At 58.0% G+C, this 20,960-nt stretch carries 18 protein-coding genes; 14 read left to right on the top strand and 4 right to left on the bottom strand.

What is annotated here, in order from left to right; all coding sequences use genetic code 11:
- The first annotated feature begins 193 nt into the window (after window positions 1-193).
- From mihF to ACS1BR_RS08285, 6 genes are all read left to right on the top strand, one after another.
- On the top strand, window positions 194-508 hold the full coding sequence (gene mihF / locus ACS1BR_RS08310) for an integration host factor, actinobacterial type (protein ID WP_463561492.1): 315 nt from the start codon (window positions 194-196) through the stop codon (window positions 506-508).
- Window positions 509-524: 16 nt separating this feature from the next.
- Window positions 525-1,094, top strand: coding sequence for a guanylate kinase (gmk, locus tag ACS1BR_RS08305; RefSeq protein ID WP_463561491.1), 570 nt, complete (start codon window positions 525-527; stop codon window positions 1,092-1,094).
- A gap of 173 nt (window positions 1,095-1,267) precedes the next feature.
- On the top strand, window positions 1,268-1,687 hold the full coding sequence (rpoZ, locus tag ACS1BR_RS08300) for a DNA-directed RNA polymerase subunit omega (RefSeq protein WP_463561490.1): 420 nt from the start codon (window positions 1,268-1,270) through the stop codon (window positions 1,685-1,687).
- Between the two features lie 3 nt (window positions 1,688-1,690).
- Window positions 1,691-2,938 carry a bifunctional phosphopantothenoylcysteine decarboxylase/phosphopantothenate--cysteine ligase CoaBC gene (gene coaBC / locus ACS1BR_RS08295; RefSeq protein WP_463561489.1) on the top strand — a complete coding sequence of 416 codons (1,248 nt, stop codon included), beginning with the start codon at window positions 1,691-1,693 and terminating at the stop codon, window positions 2,936-2,938.
- Window positions 2,939-2,977: 39 nt separating this feature from the next.
- Entirely contained in the window at window positions 2,978-4,183 is a 1,206-nt protein-coding gene (gene metK / locus ACS1BR_RS08290) for a methionine adenosyltransferase (RefSeq protein ID WP_463561488.1), read from the top strand.
- An 8-nt stretch (window positions 4,184-4,191) separates the two neighbouring features.
- Entirely contained in the window at window positions 4,192-6,246 is a 2,055-nt protein-coding gene (locus tag ACS1BR_RS08285) for a primosomal protein N' (RefSeq protein ID WP_463561487.1), read from the top strand.
- A gap of 4 nt (window positions 6,247-6,250) precedes the next feature.
- Here the strand turns inward: ACS1BR_RS08285 and ACS1BR_RS08280 are convergent, their stop codons facing one another.
- Together ACS1BR_RS08280 and ACS1BR_RS08275 are read right to left on the bottom strand one after the other, a co-directional pair.
- Window positions 6,251-7,363: a glycosyltransferase family 4 protein gene (locus tag ACS1BR_RS08280; protein ID WP_463561486.1), complete on the bottom strand. Its 1,113-nt coding sequence runs from the start codon at window positions 7,361-7,363 to the stop codon at window positions 6,251-6,253.
- A complete protein-coding gene (locus ACS1BR_RS08275) occupies window positions 7,360-8,274 on the bottom strand; it encodes an alpha/beta fold hydrolase (RefSeq protein WP_463561485.1) in 915 nt (304 codons plus the stop codon). The genes ACS1BR_RS08280 and ACS1BR_RS08275 overlap by 4 nt, the downstream gene beginning before the upstream one ends.
- A gap of 193 nt (window positions 8,275-8,467) precedes the next feature.
- On the opposite strand from ACS1BR_RS08275, the gene leuS reads away from it, so the two are divergent.
- The 6 genes from leuS (at window position 8,468) to holA (ending at window position 16,453) form a co-directional block, all read left to right on the top strand.
- Window positions 8,468-10,963 (top strand): leucine--tRNA ligase, encoded by a 2,496-nt coding sequence (leuS, locus tag ACS1BR_RS08270; RefSeq protein WP_463561484.1) that lies wholly within the window; start codon window positions 8,468-8,470, stop codon window positions 10,961-10,963.
- A 74-nt stretch (window positions 10,964-11,037) separates the two neighbouring features.
- Entirely contained in the window at window positions 11,038-11,922 is an 885-nt protein-coding gene (locus ACS1BR_RS08265) for a DegV family protein (protein ID WP_463561483.1), read from the top strand.
- A gap of 130 nt (window positions 11,923-12,052) precedes the next feature.
- Window positions 12,053-12,898 (top strand): ComEA family DNA-binding protein, encoded by an 846-nt coding sequence (locus ACS1BR_RS08260; RefSeq protein WP_463561482.1) that lies wholly within the window; start codon window positions 12,053-12,055, stop codon window positions 12,896-12,898.
- Between the two features lies 1 nt (window position 12,899).
- Window positions 12,900-14,459 (top strand): ComEC/Rec2 family competence protein, encoded by a 1,560-nt coding sequence (locus ACS1BR_RS08255; RefSeq protein ID WP_463561481.1) that lies wholly within the window; start codon window positions 12,900-12,902, stop codon window positions 14,457-14,459.
- The gene (locus ACS1BR_RS08250) at window positions 14,459-15,385 is read left to right on the top strand and encodes a ComEC/Rec2 family competence protein (RefSeq protein WP_463561480.1); all 927 of its coding nucleotides are present in this window, start codon (window positions 14,459-14,461) and stop codon (window positions 15,383-15,385) included. Before ACS1BR_RS08255 ends, ACS1BR_RS08250 begins: the two co-directional genes overlap by 1 nt.
- Window positions 15,386-15,430: 45 nt before the next feature.
- Window positions 15,431-16,453, top strand: coding sequence for a DNA polymerase III subunit delta (gene holA / locus ACS1BR_RS08245; protein ID WP_463561479.1), 1,023 nt, complete (start codon window positions 15,431-15,433; stop codon window positions 16,451-16,453).
- 95 nt (window positions 16,454-16,548) lie between these two features.
- Here holA and rpsT read toward each other — a convergent pair whose 3' ends face one another.
- Both rpsT and ACS1BR_RS08235 read right to left on the bottom strand, forming a co-directional pair.
- Window positions 16,549-16,812: a 30S ribosomal protein S20 gene (gene rpsT / locus ACS1BR_RS08240; protein WP_463561478.1), complete on the bottom strand. Its 264-nt coding sequence runs from the start codon at window positions 16,810-16,812 to the stop codon at window positions 16,549-16,551.
- A 224-nt stretch (window positions 16,813-17,036) separates the two neighbouring features.
- Window positions 17,037-17,600: a type II toxin-antitoxin system PemK/MazF family toxin gene (locus tag ACS1BR_RS08235; RefSeq protein WP_463561477.1), complete on the bottom strand. Its 564-nt coding sequence runs from the start codon at window positions 17,598-17,600 to the stop codon at window positions 17,037-17,039.
- A gap of 237 nt (window positions 17,601-17,837) precedes the next feature.
- On the opposite strand from ACS1BR_RS08235, the gene lepA reads away from it, so the two are divergent.
- Window positions 17,838-19,694 (top strand): translation elongation factor 4, encoded by a 1,857-nt coding sequence (lepA, locus tag ACS1BR_RS08230; RefSeq protein ID WP_463561476.1) that lies wholly within the window; start codon window positions 17,838-17,840, stop codon window positions 19,692-19,694.
- Complete coding sequence (gene hemW, locus ACS1BR_RS08225) at window positions 19,691-20,941, top strand: radical SAM family heme chaperone HemW (protein ID WP_463561475.1); 1,251 nt, start codon at window positions 19,691-19,693, stop codon at window positions 20,939-20,941. Before lepA ends, hemW begins: the two co-directional genes overlap by 4 nt.
- The last annotated feature ends 19 nt before the right edge of the window (window positions 20,942-20,960 follow it).

Raw genomic sequence — 20,960 nt, 5'->3', positions numbered from 1 at the left:
TCATCAGTGAGAGAAAAAACATGAATTAAAGGCCCCGTTTCACACAATTCGCGAGTGAAACTGGTAGATTATTAGCAACCAAGTGTTTGGTGTGTAGACCGTGTAAGACCTACCAATCTACACACCATTCCTGGGTTAACGGTTCGCACCAAAAAATCCTAATCACTAACCATATCTACATAGGGGAACACAGATGGCACTACGACCATTGACGGAAGAAGAACGTGTATTCGCTCGCGCAAAAGCAAGGCAGGCACGGACGGTTCGCGCAGAGGTCAAGAAAGCTTTACGCACCAGGGAAACAACCGTATCCGAAGTTCTACACCGCTCAGATGCCGAAGAGGCTGTTAGCAGAATAAAAGTAACAGATCTGCTGATGGCTATACCGAGTATCGGAGAGGTTCGCGCACAGGCTATCCTTAAAGAACTCAGTATCGCTCCCTCACGCCGGCTGCGTGGTCTTGGTATCCACCAGCGTCGTGCACTGATCGATTATCTCGAACGATAGTAAAGGCGTTTTTCCCGTGACCGATAGCAAAGGCTCAACCCTGACAGTACTGGCCGGACCCACCGCCGTGGGAAAGGGCACCGTCTCGCAATACATCCGAGAGCACTACCCGCAGGTGTGGTTTTCGGTTTCGGCAACAACCCGCGACCCCCGCCCGGGCGAAGAAGAGGGAGTTCACTACTATTTTGTGTCGGATGAAGAATTCGACTCGATGGTAGAAAACCGCCAGCTTATCGAATGGGCTGTTGTCCACCGCACCCACCGCTACGGGACCATGCGATCCATGGTTGAGCAGGCACTGGAGCAGGGGAAAAACGTTTTACTCGAAATCGATCTACAGGGCGCCCGCCAGATCCGCAACAGTATGCCGGAAGCAAGGCTGATCTTTCTCGCCCCACCGAGCTGGGAGGATTTAGTGAACCGCCTCACCGGTCGAGGAACCGAGGCCGACGAAGAACAGCAGCAACGCCTTGAAACAGCAAAGGACGAGCTGGGGGCAGAACCTGAATTCGACCACACCGTGATCAACGATTCGGTTGCCCGTGCAGCAGAAGAAATTATCGAGCTGATGGGTATAACAAAATAGCCCCACACGGATTCCCCGCCGGTAGCTTATGACCGTAAAAGCTGCCACCGGCGGGGCTTTGCTGCCCCAGGCGTGCTTTCTGAACAAATTTTGGCTATAGTAAAGATTTGTCTTGTGCAATCTGTGGGGAAGCACCCCGGTTGCGACTGAATTATTAATCTACGGGAGTATTCGTGGCAAACGCACAGAATGAAGAAGGAATCATCAACCCCAGCGCGGACACCTTGGTTCAGAAGGCTGAGTCCAAGTACGGTCTGGTGATTTTTGGCGCTCGTCGTGCCCGCCAGATTAACGCCTACTACTCGCAGCTGCACGAAAATCTCTTTGACCACATTGGCCCCCTGGTCGATAGCGAGCCCAACGAAAAATCTCTTTCGGTGGCTATGCGTGAAATCAATGACGGTCTGCTCGAGGCCCGACACATCAAAGACGGCACCTTTGACGAAAACGGCGATCTCGTGCACGAAGAAGACACCTCGGCTTTCCTCACCGGCGATTTCTACACCGACGGGTTCGGCAGCGATGCGCCCGTGGTGGAGTTTGTTGATGCCGAAGAAGTAGAAGACACCGCAGAGGATACACAGCACGACTAGGACATGCGTATTCTTATAGGTGTTGGAGGGGGTATCGCAGCCTACAAGGCCGCGGTACTTCTTCGTCTTTTCTCGAAAGCCGGACACAGTGTTGTTGCCCTGCCCACCGAAGCCGCTCTTGAGTTTGTGGGCAAAGCTACCTTTGAGGCGCTCAGCGGCAACCCGGTATCCACCTCGGTGTTTGACCGTGTCCCCGAGGTTAACCACGTGCGTCAGGCAGAAGAGGCTGACGCCCTGCTGATTGCTCCGGCGACAGCCGACCTCATCTCACGTCTGGCTCACGGGCGCGCCAATGATCTGCTCACGGCAACGGCACTGACCGCGCGTGTACCGGTTGTTCTTGCTCCGGCTATGCATACTCAAATGTGGGAGCACCCGGCAACCCAGCACAACCTTGATACGCTTCGCTCCTACGGCTACCGGATTATTAACCCGGCCGTAGGAAGGCTTACCGGGCCCGATTCAGGAATGGGGCGGTTGCCCGAGCCCGAGGATATTTTTACCCGTACTCTGGAGATTCTTGCGGAAGATCCGGGGCAAAAACCTACCAAAGATCTGCCCCTGGCCGGCCAGCGTGTGGTGGTCACGGCCGGCGGTACCCGCGAAGCACTTGACCCGGTGCGCTACCTGAGCAACCGCTCTTCGGGCAAGCAGGGGATAGCCCTTGCGATGGAAGCGCACACGCTGGGGGCTGAAGTCACCCTGATCCACGCCCATGTGGAGGCCCGCCTTCCCGCCCCGGATAGCGGTATCAGGGTGCAGTCTGTATCGAGTGCCCGACAGCTGCGGGAGGCCCTGTTTGCTGCTCTTCCGGACTGCGATCTGCTTGTCATGGCAGCGGCGGTCGCTGATTTTAGGCCCAAACACTACCGCACCTTTAAAATCAAAAAAACCGGTCGCGACGACACCTCCCGTATCGACTTGGTTCCCAACCCCGATATCCTCAAAGACACGGTGCAGCTACGGCGGCAGGACCCCGGCCGTTATCCCCGACTCATCGTGGGGTTCGCGGCAGAAACCGGCTCGGAAACCGCATCGGTGCTGGAGCTGGGGCAAGCTAAACTTGAGCGCAAAGGCTGCGACTATCTCGCGGTTAACGAGGTGGGAGAAAACCTGGGGTTCGGCACAGACCACAACACCATCCATCTGCTCAGCGCCCTGGGCGAAGAGCCGCTGACTATCAGCGGCTCCAAACACGATATATCCCGGCAACTGCTCACCCACATAGCGCAGCACCTTGAGACAAAATGACCTCTCCAATACCCAAGTATCAACCAGTAAAGTAGTTACGTGACCTCAACAAATTCTTCTCATCTACGACTGTTTACCAGCGAATCCGTGACCGAGGGGCACCCGGACAAGATCTGTGACCAGATATCAGATGCGATCCTCGACGCTCTTATCGAAAAAGACCCCGACTCGAACGTCGCCGTTGAGACCATGGTGACCACCGGGCAGGTGCACGTTGCCGGTGAAGTCACCACCAGCGCCTATGTCGAGATACCCTCTATCGTGCGCCAGACTATTCTCGATATTGGCTATAACTCCTCCACCCACGGATTCGACGGTGAATTCTGCGGGGTATCCGTATCCATCGGTGAACAGTCACCAGACATTAATGCCGGTGTCTATAACTCGTTGGAAACCCGCACCGGGTCACGGGACGAGCTGGACCGTCAGGGAGCGGGGGACCAGGGCATCATGTTTGGCTATGCCTCACGTGAGACCGATGTGCTGATGCCCGCACCCATATGGATCGCCCACCGGCTTTCGGAAAGACTCACCAGCGTGCGCAAAACGGGCCTGCTTCCCGATCTGCGCCCCGACGGTAAAACACAGGTCACCCTGGGCTATGACGGGGATCAGCCGGTATCGGTCGACACCGTGGTGGTCTCCACCCAGCATGTACGCGGCTACGATATTCAGCGGTTGGAAGAAGAGATTGGTACCCACGTTATTTCGCCGGTGCTGTCGGGAATCAGTTTGGACACCTCGAAGACCAGGTTCATTGTTAACCCCGCCGGCCAGTTTGTGCAGGGTGGGCCTGTCGGCGACGCCGGCCTTACCGGCCGCAAGATTATCGTCGACACCTACGGTGGTTTCTCCCGCCACGGCGGCGGCGCTTTTTCGGGTAAAGATCCCTCCAAAGTTGACCGCTCAGCAGCCTACGCCATGCGCTGGGTTGCCAAAAATGTGGTGGCCGCGGGCCTTGCCGACCGTGTAGAGGTGCAGGTCGCCTATGCCATTGGGAAGGCGGCACCGGTAGGGCTCTACGTGGAGACCTTTGGGACCGAGACCGTTGATCCCGCAAAAATTGAAAGAGCGATCCGTGAGGTCTTTGACCTGCGCCCGCTTGCCATTATTCGCGATCTTGACCTGCGGCGTCCCATCTATTCCAAAACTGCCGCCAATGGTCATTTTGGCCGTACAGACCCGGATTTCACCTGGGAACGCACCGACCGCACGGATGCACTTCTAGACGCTATCGGTGCATAATGTAGGCTATGACAGCTTTCGACGCAGAGTTTTCCCAAACAGACCTGTTCGGGGAAACCTCAGGGGTGAATCTTCCTCGGTCCGGCCCCCAACCTGCCGACCGACTGCCGGTTGCACGGGTGATACTCGAGTCTGATCTGCCCCATCTGGACCGGCTGTTTGACTACCTGGTTCCGAGGGACATGGATGCCGCTGCACAAGAGGGTACCCGGGTTCGGGTTCGCTTCAAAGACCGGATGCTGAGCGCCTACATTCGCGAGCGCGTCGAGGTAAGTACCTATTCGGGCAGTCTACGTTTTCTTGACCAGGTGATTTCGGCTGTTCCGGTGGTGACACGGGAAATTTTTGAGTTGGCTGAGCAGGTAGCTGACCGTTACGCTTCTGTGGCTGCTAACGTGCTCCGTTTGGCGGTTGTTCCGAGGACTATCGGGGTGGAAAAGCCCTATCTCGACGCAGACTATGTGCCGCGGAAGCCGGTCGATATAGGCCCCCCCGATCTGTCCGTCTTTGACCCCTACACGGGGGCCCGCGATTTTTTTGCCGATGTCACAGAAACTGCCGCTGCACGGGCGGTGATGACTCTGCTTCCCTCCACCACCCACACCTGGGAGGATTTACTGGCGAAGGCCCTGCTTGCCTGTGCCTCAAGCGGGCAGGGAGCTATAGCCGTGGTGCCCAACCGCAAAGACCTCGACCGTCTGATTACCGCCCTGGGCACGCTCACCGACACCTCAAACTTTGCGGTGCTCTCGGGGGAACAAAAAGCCTCAGAACGATATAGCGCATATCTACGGGTGCTCTTTGGAGAGGTAAGGATAGTGGTGGGTACCCGCTCAGCTGCCTATGCCCCGGTGAGAAACCCGGGCTTACTCGTGTGCTGGGATGACGGCGACTCCAACCATATTGAGCCCAGATCACCCTACTGCCACACCCGAGATGTACTGCTTCTGAGAGCGGTACAGAATAACTGTGCGGTCCTCTTCGCCGGCTACTCTATGAGCAGTGAAGCGGCACGGTTAGTGCGCACCCGTTGGGCGAGCTACCTGGGTGTCGACCGGCGGGTTCTGCGCGAACACACCCCTCATGTGGTCAGCACCGGTGATCATTTTCAGCTAGCACGTGACCCTCTGGCCGCACTTGCCCGGATCCCGCACCTCGCCTTCCAGCAGGCGCGCATAGCGCTAAGGCAGGGGCCGGTGCTGGTGCAGGTATCACGTGCCGGGTACGTTCCCGCGCTGTCCTGCCAACGCTGCCGGATGCCGGCCCGGTGTATCCGATGTCGCGGGCCGCTGAGTGTGGCAAACACAAACAGTGCTCCCGGTTGCGGCTGGTGCGGGAGGATGGCGCATCATTGGCGCTGCAGTGAGTGCGGTAACGGAAGTTGGCGGATCACTGCTGCCGGAGCCCTGCGCACCGCCGAAGAATTGGGCCGGGCTTTCACCAATGTTCCGGTGATCTCTTCTAGCGGCGACCATATTCTCACCGAGGTCTCCGCTGAACCTGCCCTGGTGGTGGCGACCCCCGGTGCGGAGCCGGTTGCCGCCTCGGGCTATGCTGCCGCCCTCCTCCTCGACGCTGACTCGATGCTGCGCAGGGATTCCCTGCGGGCCCCCGAATCTGCGCTGCGCGCCTGGCTCAATGCCGCCGCCCTGGTCCGGGACCGCAGTGCCGGAGGGACCGTGGTCACCACGGCCGGGGAGTCGGTGCCCCTTCAGGCGCTTATCCGCTGGGACCCGGTCCGTTTTGCCCTGCGAGAGCTGGAGGAGAGAGCCGAGCTTTCCTTACCGCCGGCTGTTCGTACCGCCTCCATCACCGGTAGTGAGCCGGCGGTTAACCGTTTTGTCGACTCGCTCGACCTTCCGGAGCAGGTAACCGTGCGCGGCCCGGTAGAACTAGAAGAATTGCGTGCGGAAGAAAACGGTGGCAGATTTCGAACCATCCTCTTTTTCAGCTATGCTCTAGCCCCCCACATTACCAGGCGGTTGCGTCTGGCGCGGGCGTCAAGTGCCGCCCTCAAACTTGAGATCCTGGATATTCGTTGCGACGGTCTGGATATTCTCTAGGGCGCTATACGCCGGGTTTCTGCACCAGGTCTTTGAGAAGACCGAGGAGACTGCGTGCCGAATCCTGCCAGCTGTAGGCGGCCGCGTCATCTAGCCCTGCGAGGATAACGTGTTTCTGCCGGGCGGGATTTTCAAGTGAGCGCACCGCGGCTACAAAATCAGCGGGGGAATCTACCCGGCAGTGTAGGGCACCGGGGGCAATTTCATGAAAAATATCAATGTCACTCACTATAGCTGGACACCCTGCGGCCTGTGCCTCAACGACGGGCAAACCGTAGCCCTCATCTCGTGACGCGGTGAGTAGCGCCGCCGAACTCGCGAGGAGCTTCCGGTAGGTGTGGTCGCTCACACCGTTTTTGAACACCACGTTGGGTGGTGCCAGCCGTTGCAGCTGAGCCTGCCGTGCCGGGGTAATTTTTGAGAGCAGAAAAAGCCGGTAGTCGGGTAGGTTTTTCATGGCTTCTAGCAGGGTCTCGACGTTTTTATAGGGCACGAAAGAGCCCATATAGATGAGGTCTTGTGTCCGATGTGTGGCTTCCTGTAGAGCGGTTTCGGCACTCATCAGGCTGCCGGTGTGCGGAGCATTGGGTACCACGCGCAGGGGTTTTCGGGTCAGACGGTGTGCGCGGATAAGGTCCGCGGTGGTTTCGGAGACCGTCACTACCGCGTCGGCGCGATTGAGCAGTAGCCTCTGGGGTAGGTAAGAGGTGTGGAAGAGTCGCCATCCCAGGCGTATCGGGGCGGGGAGGAGATCCGGCGGGGTGGGGTGGGAGTAGTAGATGAGATCGTGCAGGGTGAGTACCAGTTTATATTTTCTTCCCCAGCTACCGATAGTCTGCATGGGGGAGAAAACGATGTCTGGCTGAAACCGGTTGAGCTGAAGGGCAGCCACGGGTTCGAGCGGGCCGGTGGGTGAGCAGATAGTGATATGGGGTAGCCGAGGCAGCATAGATAGCTGACGCTTATCGCTGATGGCCATCACCACCTGCAGGTTCTCTGCCTCCGGTGCCCGACGGTCCATAAGTTCTTTGAGGGCGGCCAACAGTGAGGCCGTGTAGCGGCTGATGCCGTCGTGGTAGCCGATACGGGTGTAGCGAGCATCGACAATAAGTTTCATGAGCGATTCTCCCGGTGAAAGTCTGTGATGAGGCGGGCGGCATAGAGCGGGGTTTCGTAGTGGATCAGGTGGCCAACCTGCGGAATAAGATCGTAGCGGCCCCGGCTGATACGACGATACATGGCCTGCTGGGTCTGGGCTGTTCCGAGGTCGTCTTTGTCGGCAACAATCATTTGTACGGGCTCGAGCACGCCACCGATATACTCGGCTGCCGTGGATGAGGTGGAGGCACGGTATGCTTCAAGAACCGCCTGGCGGGAGGCGAAGGCCCCAAAGTAGGCGCGATGCTGACCGTTGATAAAGCGGCGTAGAAGGGGGTCTGAGTTTTTCATCATGAATTCGCTTGAAACGCGGGTAATCGCTGCCGAGCGGAGCAGGCTAAAGCCCAGGGGCTCGGGGAGGCGGGCGCCGGCCCTGTAGTACAGTTCGGCAAGTTTGGTGACCAGCTTTTGGGGTCCCTCGAGGGCAAGCTGACTAATAGGGTTAATCAGGCTGACCTCATGGACCAGGCCCGGCACCGCGTTTGCGGTGTAGCTACAGATGATGGAGCCAAAGCTGTGCCCCACCAGGTGCACCTGCCCAGGTTGACCGGGTATCAGGTTAAGGAAATCAACCAGCCACGATGCGTAGGTGCATAGGCTGTGTTCGGCCTGCGGGAGGGGCTCAGATTTACCGAATCCCGGAAGGTCGGGGATAATCACGCGGAAATTTTGTAGGCCGTGCGCGATGAGTTCAAGCCCGTGGTGGTCTCCCCGGAAGCCGTGTATCAGTACCAGGGGGTCACCGGCCGGGTCTCCGTATTCCCAGTAGCGGGTGACTGCCCCCTGGATGTCGGTTTGCCGGCAGTTACCGGCGGAGTATCCCGATGGTGCCGGCTCAAAGACCGGGTCTGCAGCTTCATATTTGTTCACGCCGGATTGTTCCCCTTACCTAGTGTTTTATTACTTTCTACCACCGGCAGCCTGTGAAAGAGGGGTAGCTGACACCTTTGTTCGGGTTTTCCCGGTAGACTGGTGGGAAATCGTGGTTTATCACGCTGTTTTGCCGTGCCCACACCGCTGCGGCGCTCAAGCCCCTACAAGAGATTAAGAGGAAAATACCACTGTGTCAGCTGAGGTAGAACCTACCGTATCATCCGAGAAATCGTATGATTTCCGTGAACTTGAGGCCACATGGCAACCTTACTGGGATGAGACCGAGGTCTTTAAACCCGATCCCGGGAGCACTCAAGAGCGGCGCTACGTGCTCGATATGTTTCCCTATCCTTCCGGTGACCTTCACATGGGTCATGCTGAGGCCTTTGCTATTGGCGATGTGATCGCGCGCTTTTGGAAGCAGCGCGGCTACAACGTGCTGCACCCTATTGGGTGGGACTCTTTTGGTTTACCGGCAGAAAACGCGGCCATTAAAAACGATACCCATCCTCAGGAGTGGACCTATAAAAATATTGAGACCCAGGCTGCTTCTTTTAAGCGCTACGGCATTATGGTCGATTGGTCCCGCCGTCTTCATACCTCGGATCCAGAGTACTACCGCTGGACCCAGTGGCTCTTTCAGCAGTTCTATAAAAAGGGCCTGGCCTACCGTAAATACTCGATGGTTAACTGGTGCCCCAAAGACCAAACCGTGCTGGCCAATGAGCAGGTGGTTGACGGTCGGTGCGAGCGCTGCCATTCTGTGGTGACCAAGAAAGCACTCAATCAGTGGTATTTCAAAATTACCGATTACGCCCAGCAGCTTCTTGACGATATGGAGCAGCTTGAGGGTAAATGGCCCGAGCGGGTGCTTGCCATGCAAAAAAACTGGATCGGTAAATCCGAGGGTGCCGAGATCACCTTTGAGATTGAGGCCGATGGCACGAAACCCGCCACCTCCGTTGACGTGTTCACCACCCGGCCCGATACGCTCTACGGTGCAACATTTTTTATTGTGGCCGCTGATTCTGATCTTGCTCTGGAGCTGGTAGCTGACGAGCAGAAGGCTGTGCTTGATTCTTACCGCGAAGAGATTAAAGTTTTTTCCGATATTGATCGGCAGGCAAGCGACCGTGAAAAAACCGGTGTTTTCTTGGGTCGCTACGCCCGCAACCCGCTGACCGGTGCCCGAATCCCCGTGTGGGCCTCCGACTATGCTCTTGCTGATTACGGGACCGGTGCTCTAATGGCGGTCCCCGCCCACGACCAGCGCGACCTCGATTTTGCACAAAAATTTGGTATTCCTGTGATCAAGGTGGTGGACACCGATGGTGGGGACCCGGCCGAAACCGGTGTGGCCACATCCGGTGACGGTGCCCATATTAATTCTGGTCCCCTCAACGGGCTCAGGAATGCGGAGGCGATCGATCGGGCTATCAGGCTTCTTGAGGAGGCCGGGGTGGGGAGCGCCACAACTAATTTCCGTCTGCGGGACTGGTTGCTTTCCCGCCAGCGTTTTTGGGGGACCCCTATCCCGGTGATCCACTGCGACAGCTGCGGCGAGGTGCTTGTACCCGAAGACCAGCTGCCCGTGCGTCTTCCCGATAATCTTCGCGGTGAAGACCTGGCTCCCCGGGGGCAGTCCCCGCTGGCGGCGGCAACAGCCTGGAGCACCGTTGACTGTCCGCAGTGTGGCGGGGCTGCAACCCGGGATTCTGACACCATGGATACCTTTGTTGACTCTTCCTGGTATTTTATGCGCTACGTATCCCCGCACTATCCTCTCGCTCCTTTTGACCCCGAGGCCATGAAGCAGTGGGGGACGGTCAACATGTATGTGGGCGGTGTTGAGCATGCCATTCTCCACCTGCTCTACGCCCGCTTCTTCACCAAAGTGGTGCGCGACCTTGGTCTCATCGAACACGCGGAGCCTTTTGAGGCGCTCATGAATCAGGGGCAGGTGCTCAACCAGGGGAAGGCCATGTCCAAGTCTCTGGGTAACGGGGTTGATTTGGGGGAGCAGCTCGACCGGTTCGGTGTTGACGCCGTGCGAACCACCATGGTGTTCGCTTCACCGCCCGAGGACGATGTGGACTGGGCCGATGTCTCTCCCGGTGGTGCCCAGAAATTTCTGGCCCGCGCCTGGAGGATCGGCCACGATGTTGCTTCCCCGGTCGGGGTAGACCCGACCACGGGTGATGCTCGGCTGCACCGCGCGGTTCACCGCACCATGCACGAGGTGATTTCCCTGGTGGAAAGCGGGAAATTCAACGTGGTGGTGGCTAAAACCATGGAGCTGGTCAACGCCACACGTAAGACCATTGATTCCGGTGCCGGAGCCGCTGATCCCGCTGTGCGGGAGGCGGCCGAAGCTATTGCGGTACTGCTGTCGCTGTATGCGCCCTATACCGCCGAAGACATCTGGCACATGCTGGGCCACGATAGCCCGGTCTTGACCGCCGGCTGGCCGCATATCGATAAGTCTCAACTGGTCGATGATACGGTCACCGCCATCGTGCAGATCAAGGGCAAGGTCAAGGACCGGCTGGAGGTCCCGCACGACATCGGTGAGGATGACCTGGAAAAATTGGCGCTCGAGTCGGAAACCGTGCGCCGGGCACTGGGCGACGCGCACATCCGTAAAGTGATCGTGCGCGCCCCCAAACTCGTCAATATTGTTATCTAACTCAAAATAAATTACGGTGAGAGTCGGGGACGCGGGATCCTTGCTCCCCGATTCTCACCGACGAAAGAGCCTCTATGCCCCGCCTTGCCGTGGTCACCGATTCGGGGGCAGCCCTGGCCCCTCAGGTACGCGCCCACCGTGAATCCCTCGGTGGTTTTGCCATCGTCGATATGCCGGTATCCGTTGCCGGGGGCGACCCCGCACCGGGGACCTCGGTGAATGAAGCCATTGTGGTTGCCCACGCTGTGGGGGAGCGGGTACAAACCTCCAGCCCCAGCCCCGGTACTTTTGAGGACGTCTACCGCGGCCTTGCCCGTCAGGGATACGAGGAGATTGTTTCGATTCACCTGGCCACCGAGCTGTCGGGAACCGCCGACTCCGCCCGTATTGCCGCCGCACAGGTAGACCTACCCGTATTCGTGGTGGATTCCCGCACCGTTGCAATGGCGTACGGTTTTGCCGCCGTCTACGCCCACAAACTCGCCCAGCAGGGGCACAGCGCCAGAGAGGTGGCTTCCGTCGCTCTAGAGATCTGTGAAAATTCCGAAATCTATTTTATGATTCCCACCCTCGACGCTATCCGCCGCGGTGGCCGGGTACACCCTGCGCTGGCACGGGTGGGACAGCTACTACAGATTCGACCGGTGGGTACGGTGATCAATGGCAGACTCACATACCTCGAACGTCCCCGCAGCCTGGAGGCAGCCCGCGCCTCTCTTCTCCGGTTCGCAGCCGAAGAAACAACCCGCCGCAGTGACCACCGCCCCGACATGGAACACCCGCTAACTCCCCGGCCAGCGGGAAAAATTCTCGCCGCACAGTACTGCGGTAACGAGCAGGATGCCCGGCAGCTTCTGGCCCAGCTGAACACCGATACCTCTCGCACACCGGTCACACCGCTACCACCGGTGCTTGCCGCCCACACCGGGGTAGGAGCACTTGCCCTGGTCATCTACTAGGCTTCTACCGGACACCACCGGACCCAACCGCCCACCGCACCCCTGTGGAATACAACGATAAGCAGCAAAATTATCCACAAATCCTACCTTTACCACCCACCACCTCACCGCACTCCCTACATTAGGTGGCATGAACGATGAAACCCCGGCAGACGAAACAGACCCCGCCCTTCTCGCCCTCGAGAACCGCCGACTCAACCGTCGACGCCGCCGCATCGAGCCCAGCGACATCGACACCCCAGAAACTACCACCAACGACCACCCCCGCCTCGCCCGCCAGCTATCGGAGACACCCCAGCCACGCGAAGACCTCAACGAACACCCCTCACGCACCATACGCTGGAGACTGCCCGGAAAACTCCTCACCATCCTCACCCTCCTGCTACTACTCACCACGGCCTACCAGCTCTTCACAAGCAAAAACTCCACCACCCTCGATACCGTAGAAACCGGCAACGAAACAAGCAGCACCCCGCTCACCCAAGAAAATACAGAAACCACCAACCCCCCTCACCAAAAAACCGCAACAGTCTGGGTCCATGTGGCCGGAGCAGTGGTATCCCCGGGAATCTACGAACTCTCCTCCACCGCCCGCATCGCCGACGCCGTCACCGCAGCCGGCGGAGCTCGCGACGACGCTGACCTCAACCACGTCAACCTTGCCGCCCACATCACCGACGGCAGCCAAATCTACATCCCCGCCACCGGAGAACAACCTCCCACCGCAACACCACCACCCACCGCACAAGGAACCGCAAAACCCAACCCACAGACCCCCGGACAACAACTCATCAACCTCAACACCGCAGACCGAACAGAACTGGAAACCCTACCCCGCGTTGGACCGGTCCTCGCCCAAAAAATTATGGAGTGGCGAGAAGCAAACGGAGGATTCACCTCGGTCGCGGAACTCGATGCAGTACCGGGAATCGGCCCGGCCATGATGGAAACACTCACACCCCTGGTAACGGTCTAACATGCCCCTCCACCAGCAACTAGCAGCCACACTGCACCGGCACCACACCAAAAACAAAGAAAACCAGACCCACCGCCTCAACTTCACCCCCCACCATGACATCCGACTCACCACCCTAGCCACCCTCCTCTGGGGAACAACCCTGGCAGGCTTCCACTACCAGTGGCACCACACCTTCACCACCGCAGTCACCGCAGCACTATGCCTCACACTACTCTCAAGCTATATCGCAGCCCTCCACACAAAACTACACACACTCGCCCCCACCCTAGCCGTCACAGCCGCAACCCTTCTCCTCCAACTCTGCCTCATCCACACCACCGGCATCGCAGAATCCTCCCAAACCTACGCCGCACTCAACGACCACCCCGTACGCATCACCGGCACCGTCACCCGCACCAAACGCATCTCAAACAAAAAATTCCTCGTCGAAATCTCAGCAGATACCGTATCCGCCCGCGGACAAACATACCCCGGAAAACGAAAAATCACCGCCTTCCTCCACCAAACACCGGCCCACGGCCACCCCATCAAACTCCTGGGCACCATCACAACACACGGAGCAACAATCACACTCAACCACGCCCACCTCAGCCCAGAAACACCACCCCGCACCACAACCCCACAACACTTCAAAGACACCCTTGCCACCCACCTCAGCGCACTCATCGGAAAAAACCCCGCCGGCCTCACCCTAGGAATGAGCTACGGCGACGACTCACCGCTCACCCCACAGGCACGCCAAGACTTCAAAATATCCGGCCTCACCCACCTCACCGCAGTATCAGGCACAAACATCTCCCTCATCTTCCTCCTAACCTACAGACTAGGCCAACACCTACACATACCGCGCACCCCACTCATTATTCTAGGATTCAGCGCAACCACCCTCTACGCAACCTTCGTGGGCTGGGAAGGATCCGTCACACGATCATGGGCCATGGGAAGCATCGGCGCGCTCGCCCTCATACTGGGCCACGGAAAACATATCGCAGCGTTCTTATCCTCGTGTCTCTTACCGCTCCTCTTTCTTCACCCCGATCTCTCCCATAACCTGGGTTTTGCCCTCTCCGCGTTGGCGACAGCCAGCCTTATCTTTCTGGCACCGGCTATATCCAGGCTGCTCTCACCTTTTCTTCCGCTCCTGATCGCCGAGGCACTGGCTGTTCCCGCCGCAGCCGCACTCTGGTGTGCCCCCGTGCTGGCCCTCCTACAAGATCAGCTTGGTAGCTATACCGTTCCGGCGAATCTCCTGGTGGCACCGCTAGTACCGGCTATCACCGTTCTGGGGCTGCTCATCGCGCTCTGCCATCTCATCGGTCTATCTGCTCTGCTTGTTTTTTTGGCTCAGCCCGCGGGGTTGCTGGCACAGTGCGTGATCGCCGTATCCTCTTTCTTTGCGGACGCACCCGGTAGCACCATACATCTTGCGTATCTGCCCGCCGGCACTCTGCCGATCCTGGCCATAGCTATCTGTTTATCACTCCTTATCTTTGCCGCCGATGCGCTGGTCTTTGGCAAAGACAAACGGCACCCCCACGCGAGAAAGGTGAGTTTTTAATGCCCAAGCATGCGGCTCTCTCCCTCCACCTGCCGCGCAGAGGGAGAACAAGAACACTTATCGTTCTTCTCTGCATCCTGATCGCACTCTATACGGCCTACCGGTTCACAGGCCCTTTCGTCTCTGCCGCCCCGGCTCCCTGGCAGGCGATTATCTGTGACGTGGGGCAGGGCTCAGCTGCGCTTATTCGCACGGAGGCTCACCGAGCGATCCTCGTCGATACCGGGTCACGGGGAGAGAACCTCACCGGATGCCTGGACTGGGCGCAGGTTGACGAGATAGAAGCCGTTATTATCTCCCACGCTCACGAAGACCACATGGGGAACATCGCTGCAACCTATCCACTCCTGGCACAGGGAAAAGAAACGGCAATTTTTTGCTCTTCCCTCATGAACCAAGACTGTGATCTCACCGCGGTCGCCCCTCCACCGGTCCCATCAACCCAGATTGATGCCCGGCACAATCTCACCCGCGGAGACGGACAGCTAAGCTTCCTCTGGCCGATCTCCGATCTTCCCCCGGCGGTAGATTCATCCCAGATCAATAATCAGTCGGTGATCGTCCATGCCCGCGCCGGGTATCCCTCCGGCAGCTCCCCGCTGGTGTTGCTTCTCCCCGGGGACGCCGAGGAAGATGCTCTCATGGCAGCATTGGGCCCTTACACCCCAGAACATCCTCTTACACTGGACCTTCTGGTGCTACCCCACCACGGTTCCCGGACCTCCGGGGAAGCATACCTCCACCGGATAGACACCAGCTACGCGGCCGTATCCGTCGCTGAACAGAACAGTTACGGGCACCCGCATCCGGAGGTAATGCGGCAGGTGAACAATACCGGTGTCACGACCGTATCGACAGCCGACCACGGACACCTTGCCTTCTGGAAGGAACAGACCCGGCTAGAGGTTGCCGCTGAAAGAAACTAAAAGCCGATCGGGCAAACATGAGAGACTAGAAGGGAAAAGGACCCCGTGAAAGGTAGTATTCCCGCCATGCCGCGTAAAACCCCCACCGCTACCGGCGGCCGCCAGCAGTGGAGAAATGTTCAGCTTGCACCCGCCACCGTGCTCTATGGAAGCAACGAATACTTTGTGCAGCGTGCACAGCAGCGACTGAGGGCACAGTTTCGCGAGCACCACCCCGATGCGGAGCTGTCCCATATCTCTGCCAGGGACTACCGCCGCGGAGAGATTGCGCTCCTCAGCAGCCCCTCACTTTTTGGGTCAGCAAAAATTATTGAGGTATCGCAGCTGGCACAGATGAACGAAGATTTTTTACAGGATGCCCTGGCCTACCTGGGGGAACCGGACAGCTCAACCATGTTGATCGCCCACCATTCCGGCGGCAATAGAGGCAAGAAACTTCTCGATCTTTTTCGGTCGTCAAAAAAATTTAATTTTGTTGAATGCCAGGAGCTCAACCGCGATCAAGACAAGCTCAATTTTGTGCTCGACGAATTCCGGGAGTATGACAGAAAAATTGAGCCGCGGGCAGCGCAGGTGCTGGTGGCGGCAGCGGGTAAAGACACCAGCGAACTCGCCTCAGCCTGTCACCAGCTTGTTGAAGACATCTCGGGCACTATTACCGAGGAGGCGGTGAATAGGTATTACGGTGGCCGTACAGAGGTGACAGCCTTTCGGGTTGCTGATGAGGCTGTACGCGGCAACAGCAAAGCGGCGCTCAAGCTGCTTCGCCATGCCATCGATACCGGGGTGGAGCCCATTCCGTTGATGGGCGCCCTAGCGCTACGGGTCCGTCACATCGCCAGGGTTCACGGTAGTTCTGGTTCCGCTCGTTCTTTAGCGTCTCAGCTCAAGCTTGCCCCCTGGCAGGTGGAGCAGGCACAGCGGGATTCCCGCAGGTTCTCCCGGGACGACTTAGCGACTATCCTGAAAACCCTTGCCGATGCCGATGCCCGGCTCAAGGGCGAAGCTCACGACCCACTGTACGCGCTAGAAAAAGCGGTTCTGACCATCTCCACAGCTGCAGGCTAACACCCCCGGCCGCTCACGCAGTGGTGCCCCCAAGGAATTCCTTGGGGGCACCACTGTCACTTCGCTATAAGACCTCTACCGGATGGAGCAGAGATTTAGGAAAGTTTGTTGACACGCGCTGCGAGGCCAGATTTTTTGTTTGCGGCGTTCTTCTTGTGAAGCACACCCTTGGAAACAGCCTTATCTAGCTTGCGGCTTGCATAACGCAAAGCGGCGGTTGCCTCTTCAACGTTCTGATCCTCAACAGCTTTGTTGACCTTGCGGATAGCGGTCTTCAGCTCTGACTTGTAGGTGTTGTTACGCAGACGAGCTTTCTCGTTGGTGAGGATACGCTTTTTCTGGGACTTGATGTTAGCCACGGTTAAAACTTTCTTTTGTCTTATTGGTCGGTGAGGGCTATGCTGGGCGGTTATTGACTGAGCGGCGTGGGGATGCCTATGGCAACCGACCAGCAGTGCCCGATTGACCATCGGACACACAGTAGGGAACTTTACCAGATGTTGGCAGGTTTGTCCGGAAGATGTGCCTGACGAGGCTACCTTGGGAAGGGTGTTCCCTCCCTCATAGTAATCGGTGGCTCTGTCTAGCGGTTGCGGCGGGCGCGGAAAGCTCGCTCAATGGTAGCGAAGGTATCCCTGTCGAGAATTGCACCTTCACGGCGCATATCGGTGGCTTTGACCCGGATCACCCGGTTGAGCTTTACCTCGGAGGGTCTGCCCTCTTTATCCCAGGTGCCGGTACCGATATCCAGGTAGTTGTTGTTTCTGCGTTCCGTGTTGTTGCGATCTTTGCTGGTGAGCATGAGACCGAGCAGGTAGGTACCGTCTCTGCCCACCAGGATAACGGGGCGGTCTTTCCCCCGGCTATAGTCTTCTTCGTAGGGCACCCAGGTCCAAACGATTTCGCCGGGGTCGGGGTCTCCGTCAATATTGGGGCAGTAGAGAAAGTCGACCCGGCCGCGGTAGTCACCGGGATAGTTGCCGGTCTCTTTCGGCGACGGAGAGGAATGCCGGGATTGCCCGGAAGCCGTGGGATGTGAGGGAGCAGACGAAATTTTTGTGCCCCGCTGCGAGCTTTCATTCCAGCGACGGTAGACACGAATACCCCGCTGAAGTAACCCGGTGATAGTTTCTATATTAATGTTCATGCTATCCAGAATAGACGGCATAGCCTCCGGAGGTTCTTCTGTGCGTCTGCTTCTTGAACCACCGTGCTTGCCGTGTACGGGAAGACGCAAAGGTGCATTCTGCCCCCGACTGTGGGAGACTGGTTAACTGATTTCTCTCTACAGGATAGGATTACCGCCGTCTTATCAATGATGCGGGCAATCTGGATCATCCGAAGGCATATATCCCGGTACCGTGCGTCGTGAAAGGAACAACGCTTGTCACCCCTGGCAACCCATCCGCCGCAACCGGCGTCAACAAGTCCGGACATTATTCGCAACTTCTGCATTATCGCGCATATCGATCACGGCAAGTCGACGCTGGCTGACCGCATGCTACAGGCTACCGGGGTGGTTACGCCGCGCCAAATGAAGGCTCAGTACCTTGACCGGATGGATATTGAGCGTGAGCGCGGTATCACCATTAAGTCTCAGGCGGTTCGTATGCCCTGGGAGGTGTCCGGGGTCAGCTACGCACTCAATATGATTGATACACCCGGTCACGTCGATTTCACCTATGAGGTTTCCCGCTCACTCGCTGCCTGCGAGGGCGCCCTCTTACTGGTTGATGCGGCCCAGGGGATTGAGGCCCAGACCCTGGCCAACCTGTACCTGGCTATGGAAAATGATCTCACCATTATTCCTGTGCTGAATAAGATTGATCTTCCCGCAGCTAACCCCGATAAATATGCCGAGGAACTTGCCCACCTTATCGGGGTGGAACCCGAAGATGTTTTGCGGGTCTCGGGTAAAACCGGTGAGGGGGTTGAGGAACTCCTTGACCGGATTGTTGAGACGATCCCCGCCCCGCAAGGGGAGCCCGATTCCCCGGCGCGTGCCATGATCTTTGATTCGGTCTACGACTCCTATCGCGGGGTTGTCACCTATGTTCGCGTGGTTGACGGTAGATTACAGCCGCGGCAAAAAATTAAGATGATGTCCACGGGTGCCGAGCACGACCTCCTGGAGATAGGCATTATCTCGCCCGAACCGCAACCCAGCGACGGCCTGGGAACGGGTGAGGTGGGGTATCTGATTACCGGGGTGAAAGATGTGCGCCAGTCGCGTGTAGGCGATACGGTCACCGGTGCGCGTCAGCCTGCAACCGAGTCGCTGGGAGGCTATGAGGACCCCAAGCCCATGGTTTTCTCGGGTCTTTTCCCCATCGACGGTTCTGACTACCCGGCCCTGCGTGATGCCCTGGACAAGCTCAAGCTCAACGATGCCGCTCTCATCTACGAGCCTGAAACCTCGGCTGCCCTCGGTTTTGGTTTCCGCTGCGGTTTTCTGGGACTCTTGCACCTGGAGATCGTGCGGGAGCGGCTGGAACGAGAATTTGGGCTCGACCTTATTTCTACGGCCCCCAATGTTATCTACGATGTGGTCGATGAGTCCGGGCACCCCCGACGGGTCACCAATCCCAGTGAGTTTCCCGAGGGCAAGGTTGCCACCATCCGCGAGCCAATGGTGGCGTGCACGGTGATTGCGCCCAGCGAGTTTATCGGTGCGATCATGGAACTGTGCCAGCAGCGTCGCGGCATATTGGGTGGTATGGATTATCTCTCACCTGACCGCGTGGAGATTCGGTATCGTCTTCCCCTGGCCGAGATCGTTTTTGATTTCTTTGATCAGCTAAAGTCACGCACTAAAGGCTATGCTTCTCTGGATTGGAAGTTTGATGGCGAAGAAGAGGCAGATCTGGTGAAGGTCGACATCCTGCTGCAGGGTGAGAAAGTCGACGCTTTTTCTGCGATTACGCACCGGGAGAAGGCGTACTCTTACGGTGTCATGATGACGGGTAAACTGCGCGAGCTAATTCCGCGCCAGCAGTTTGAGGTGCCGATTCAGGCGGCAATTGGTTCCCGTATTATTGCCCGCGAAAATATTCGCGCTATACGTAAAGATGTGCTGTCCAAGTGCTACGGCGGCGATATTTCGCGGAAGCGTAAACTTTTAGAGAAGCAGAAAGAAGGCAAGAAGCGCATGAAGATGGTGGGCCGGGTGGAGGTCCCGCAGGAAGCCTTTATTGCCGCGCTGTCTGCCGGCGACCAAACCAAAGATAAATCTAAAAAGTGAGCCCGGCTCAACCGGTGGGGGAGCCCGCTCCACTGGACGGTAGGATCCCCGCCCTTTCCGCTTCAGCGGGTAGGGGCCGCGGTTTTAGTCTCTACGTGCACGTGCCGTTTTGCTCGGTACGCTGCGGCTACTGCGATTTTAATACCTATGCGACCGAGGATTTTGGTGGGGGAGTCTCCCTGGAGAATTATGCTGCCGATGCTATCTCCGAGTTGGAGTTTGCCGCGGATGCTCTTTACCGCTCGGGTCTTGATCCCTCCCCTCTGAATACGGTCTTTTTTGGTGGGGGGACCCCCACCAAACTACCGGCGGATGACCTGGTGAAGATCCTGCACCGAGCAGCCGACATTTTTGGTCTTGCGTCCGGTGCGGAGGTCACAACCGAAGCCAATCCCGATTCGGTGACGGCAGATGATATGCGGATCCTAGCGGCGGGCGGGTTTAGCAGAGTATCTTTCGGTATGCAGTCTGTGGTCCCGCAAACTCTTGCGGTTCTTGACCGCACCCATAGTCCGGCAAACGTACCATACGTGGTTGAGCAGGCTCGGAAGGCAGGCCTTCAGGTTTCCCTGGATCTTATCTACGGAACACCGGGGGAAACACTCGAACAGTGGCAGCAGTCGGTGGAGGCAGCCGTGAGCTACCGGCCGGACCATATTTCTGCCTACTCGCTCATCGTTGAGGAGGGCACCAAGCTCTGGGCACAGATCAGGCGGGGTGACTATCAGATGCCCGATGACGACCTGATGGCCGACATGTACCTTGCCGCCGAACGCACGCTGGCCGAACACGGCTACCGCTGGTACGAGGTTTCTAACTATTCGCTCTCTCCCACCAGCCGGAGCCGCCATAATCTTGCCTACTGGCAGAACCATAATTGGTGGGGGATTGGCCCCGGCGCCCACTCGCACGTCAACGGTACCCGCTGGTGGAATCTCAAGCACCCGCTGGCGTACGCTCACCGGGTGCGTTCCGGGCAGTCACCGGCGGCAGCTCGGGAGGTTCTGAGCGAAAGCACCCAAGCTTTTGAGACCGTTATGCTGCGCTTGCGCACGGCCGACGGTTTACCAATTTCTGTGCTGGAAAATATCCATGGGAGGGGAGCCACCGCGAATAAGCTCGACTGGCTACGGGGGCAGGGTCTTCTTGAGGAGGAGGCTCTGGAGGATGGGCGGGTAGTGCTCACCCTCCGGGGAAGGCTATTGGGGGATGCGGTAACCCGTGAGTTGCTCCCCGAACTCGAATAGACCCAGAGGCCGCCCGGGT

The organism is Rothia sp. 18CD1-1, assembly GCF_055285355.1.
This window is presented reverse-complemented; position numbering and strand designations above follow the sequence as displayed.

Bases quoted from the DNA above. Each gene is read 5' to 3' on its own strand.
- mihF (WP_463561492.1), top strand. From the start codon at position 194: ATGGCACTACGACCATTGACGGAAGAAGAACGTGTATTCGCTCGCGCA.
- coaBC (WP_463561489.1), top strand. From the start codon at position 1,691: ATGCGTATTCTTATAGGTGTTGGAGGGGGTATCGCAGCCTACAAGGCC.
- ACS1BR_RS08285 (WP_463561487.1), top strand. From the start codon at position 4,192: ATGACAGCTTTCGACGCAGAGTTTTCCCAAACAGACCTGTTCGGGGAA.
- ACS1BR_RS08280 (WP_463561486.1), bottom strand. From the start codon at position 7,363: ATGAAACTTATTGTCGATGCTCGCTACACCCGTATCGGCTACCACGAC.
- ACS1BR_RS08265 (WP_463561483.1), top strand. From the start codon at position 11,038: ATGCCCCGCCTTGCCGTGGTCACCGATTCGGGGGCAGCCCTGGCCCCT.
- ACS1BR_RS08260 (WP_463561482.1), top strand. From the start codon at position 12,053: ATGAACGATGAAACCCCGGCAGACGAAACAGACCCCGCCCTTCTCGCC.
- ACS1BR_RS08255 (WP_463561481.1), top strand. From the start codon at position 12,900: ATGCCCCTCCACCAGCAACTAGCAGCCACACTGCACCGGCACCACACC.
- ACS1BR_RS08250 (WP_463561480.1), top strand. From the start codon at position 14,459: ATGCCCAAGCATGCGGCTCTCTCCCTCCACCTGCCGCGCAGAGGGAGA.
- ACS1BR_RS08235 (WP_463561477.1), bottom strand. From the start codon at position 17,600: ATGAACATTAATATAGAAACTATCACCGGGTTACTTCAGCGGGGTATT.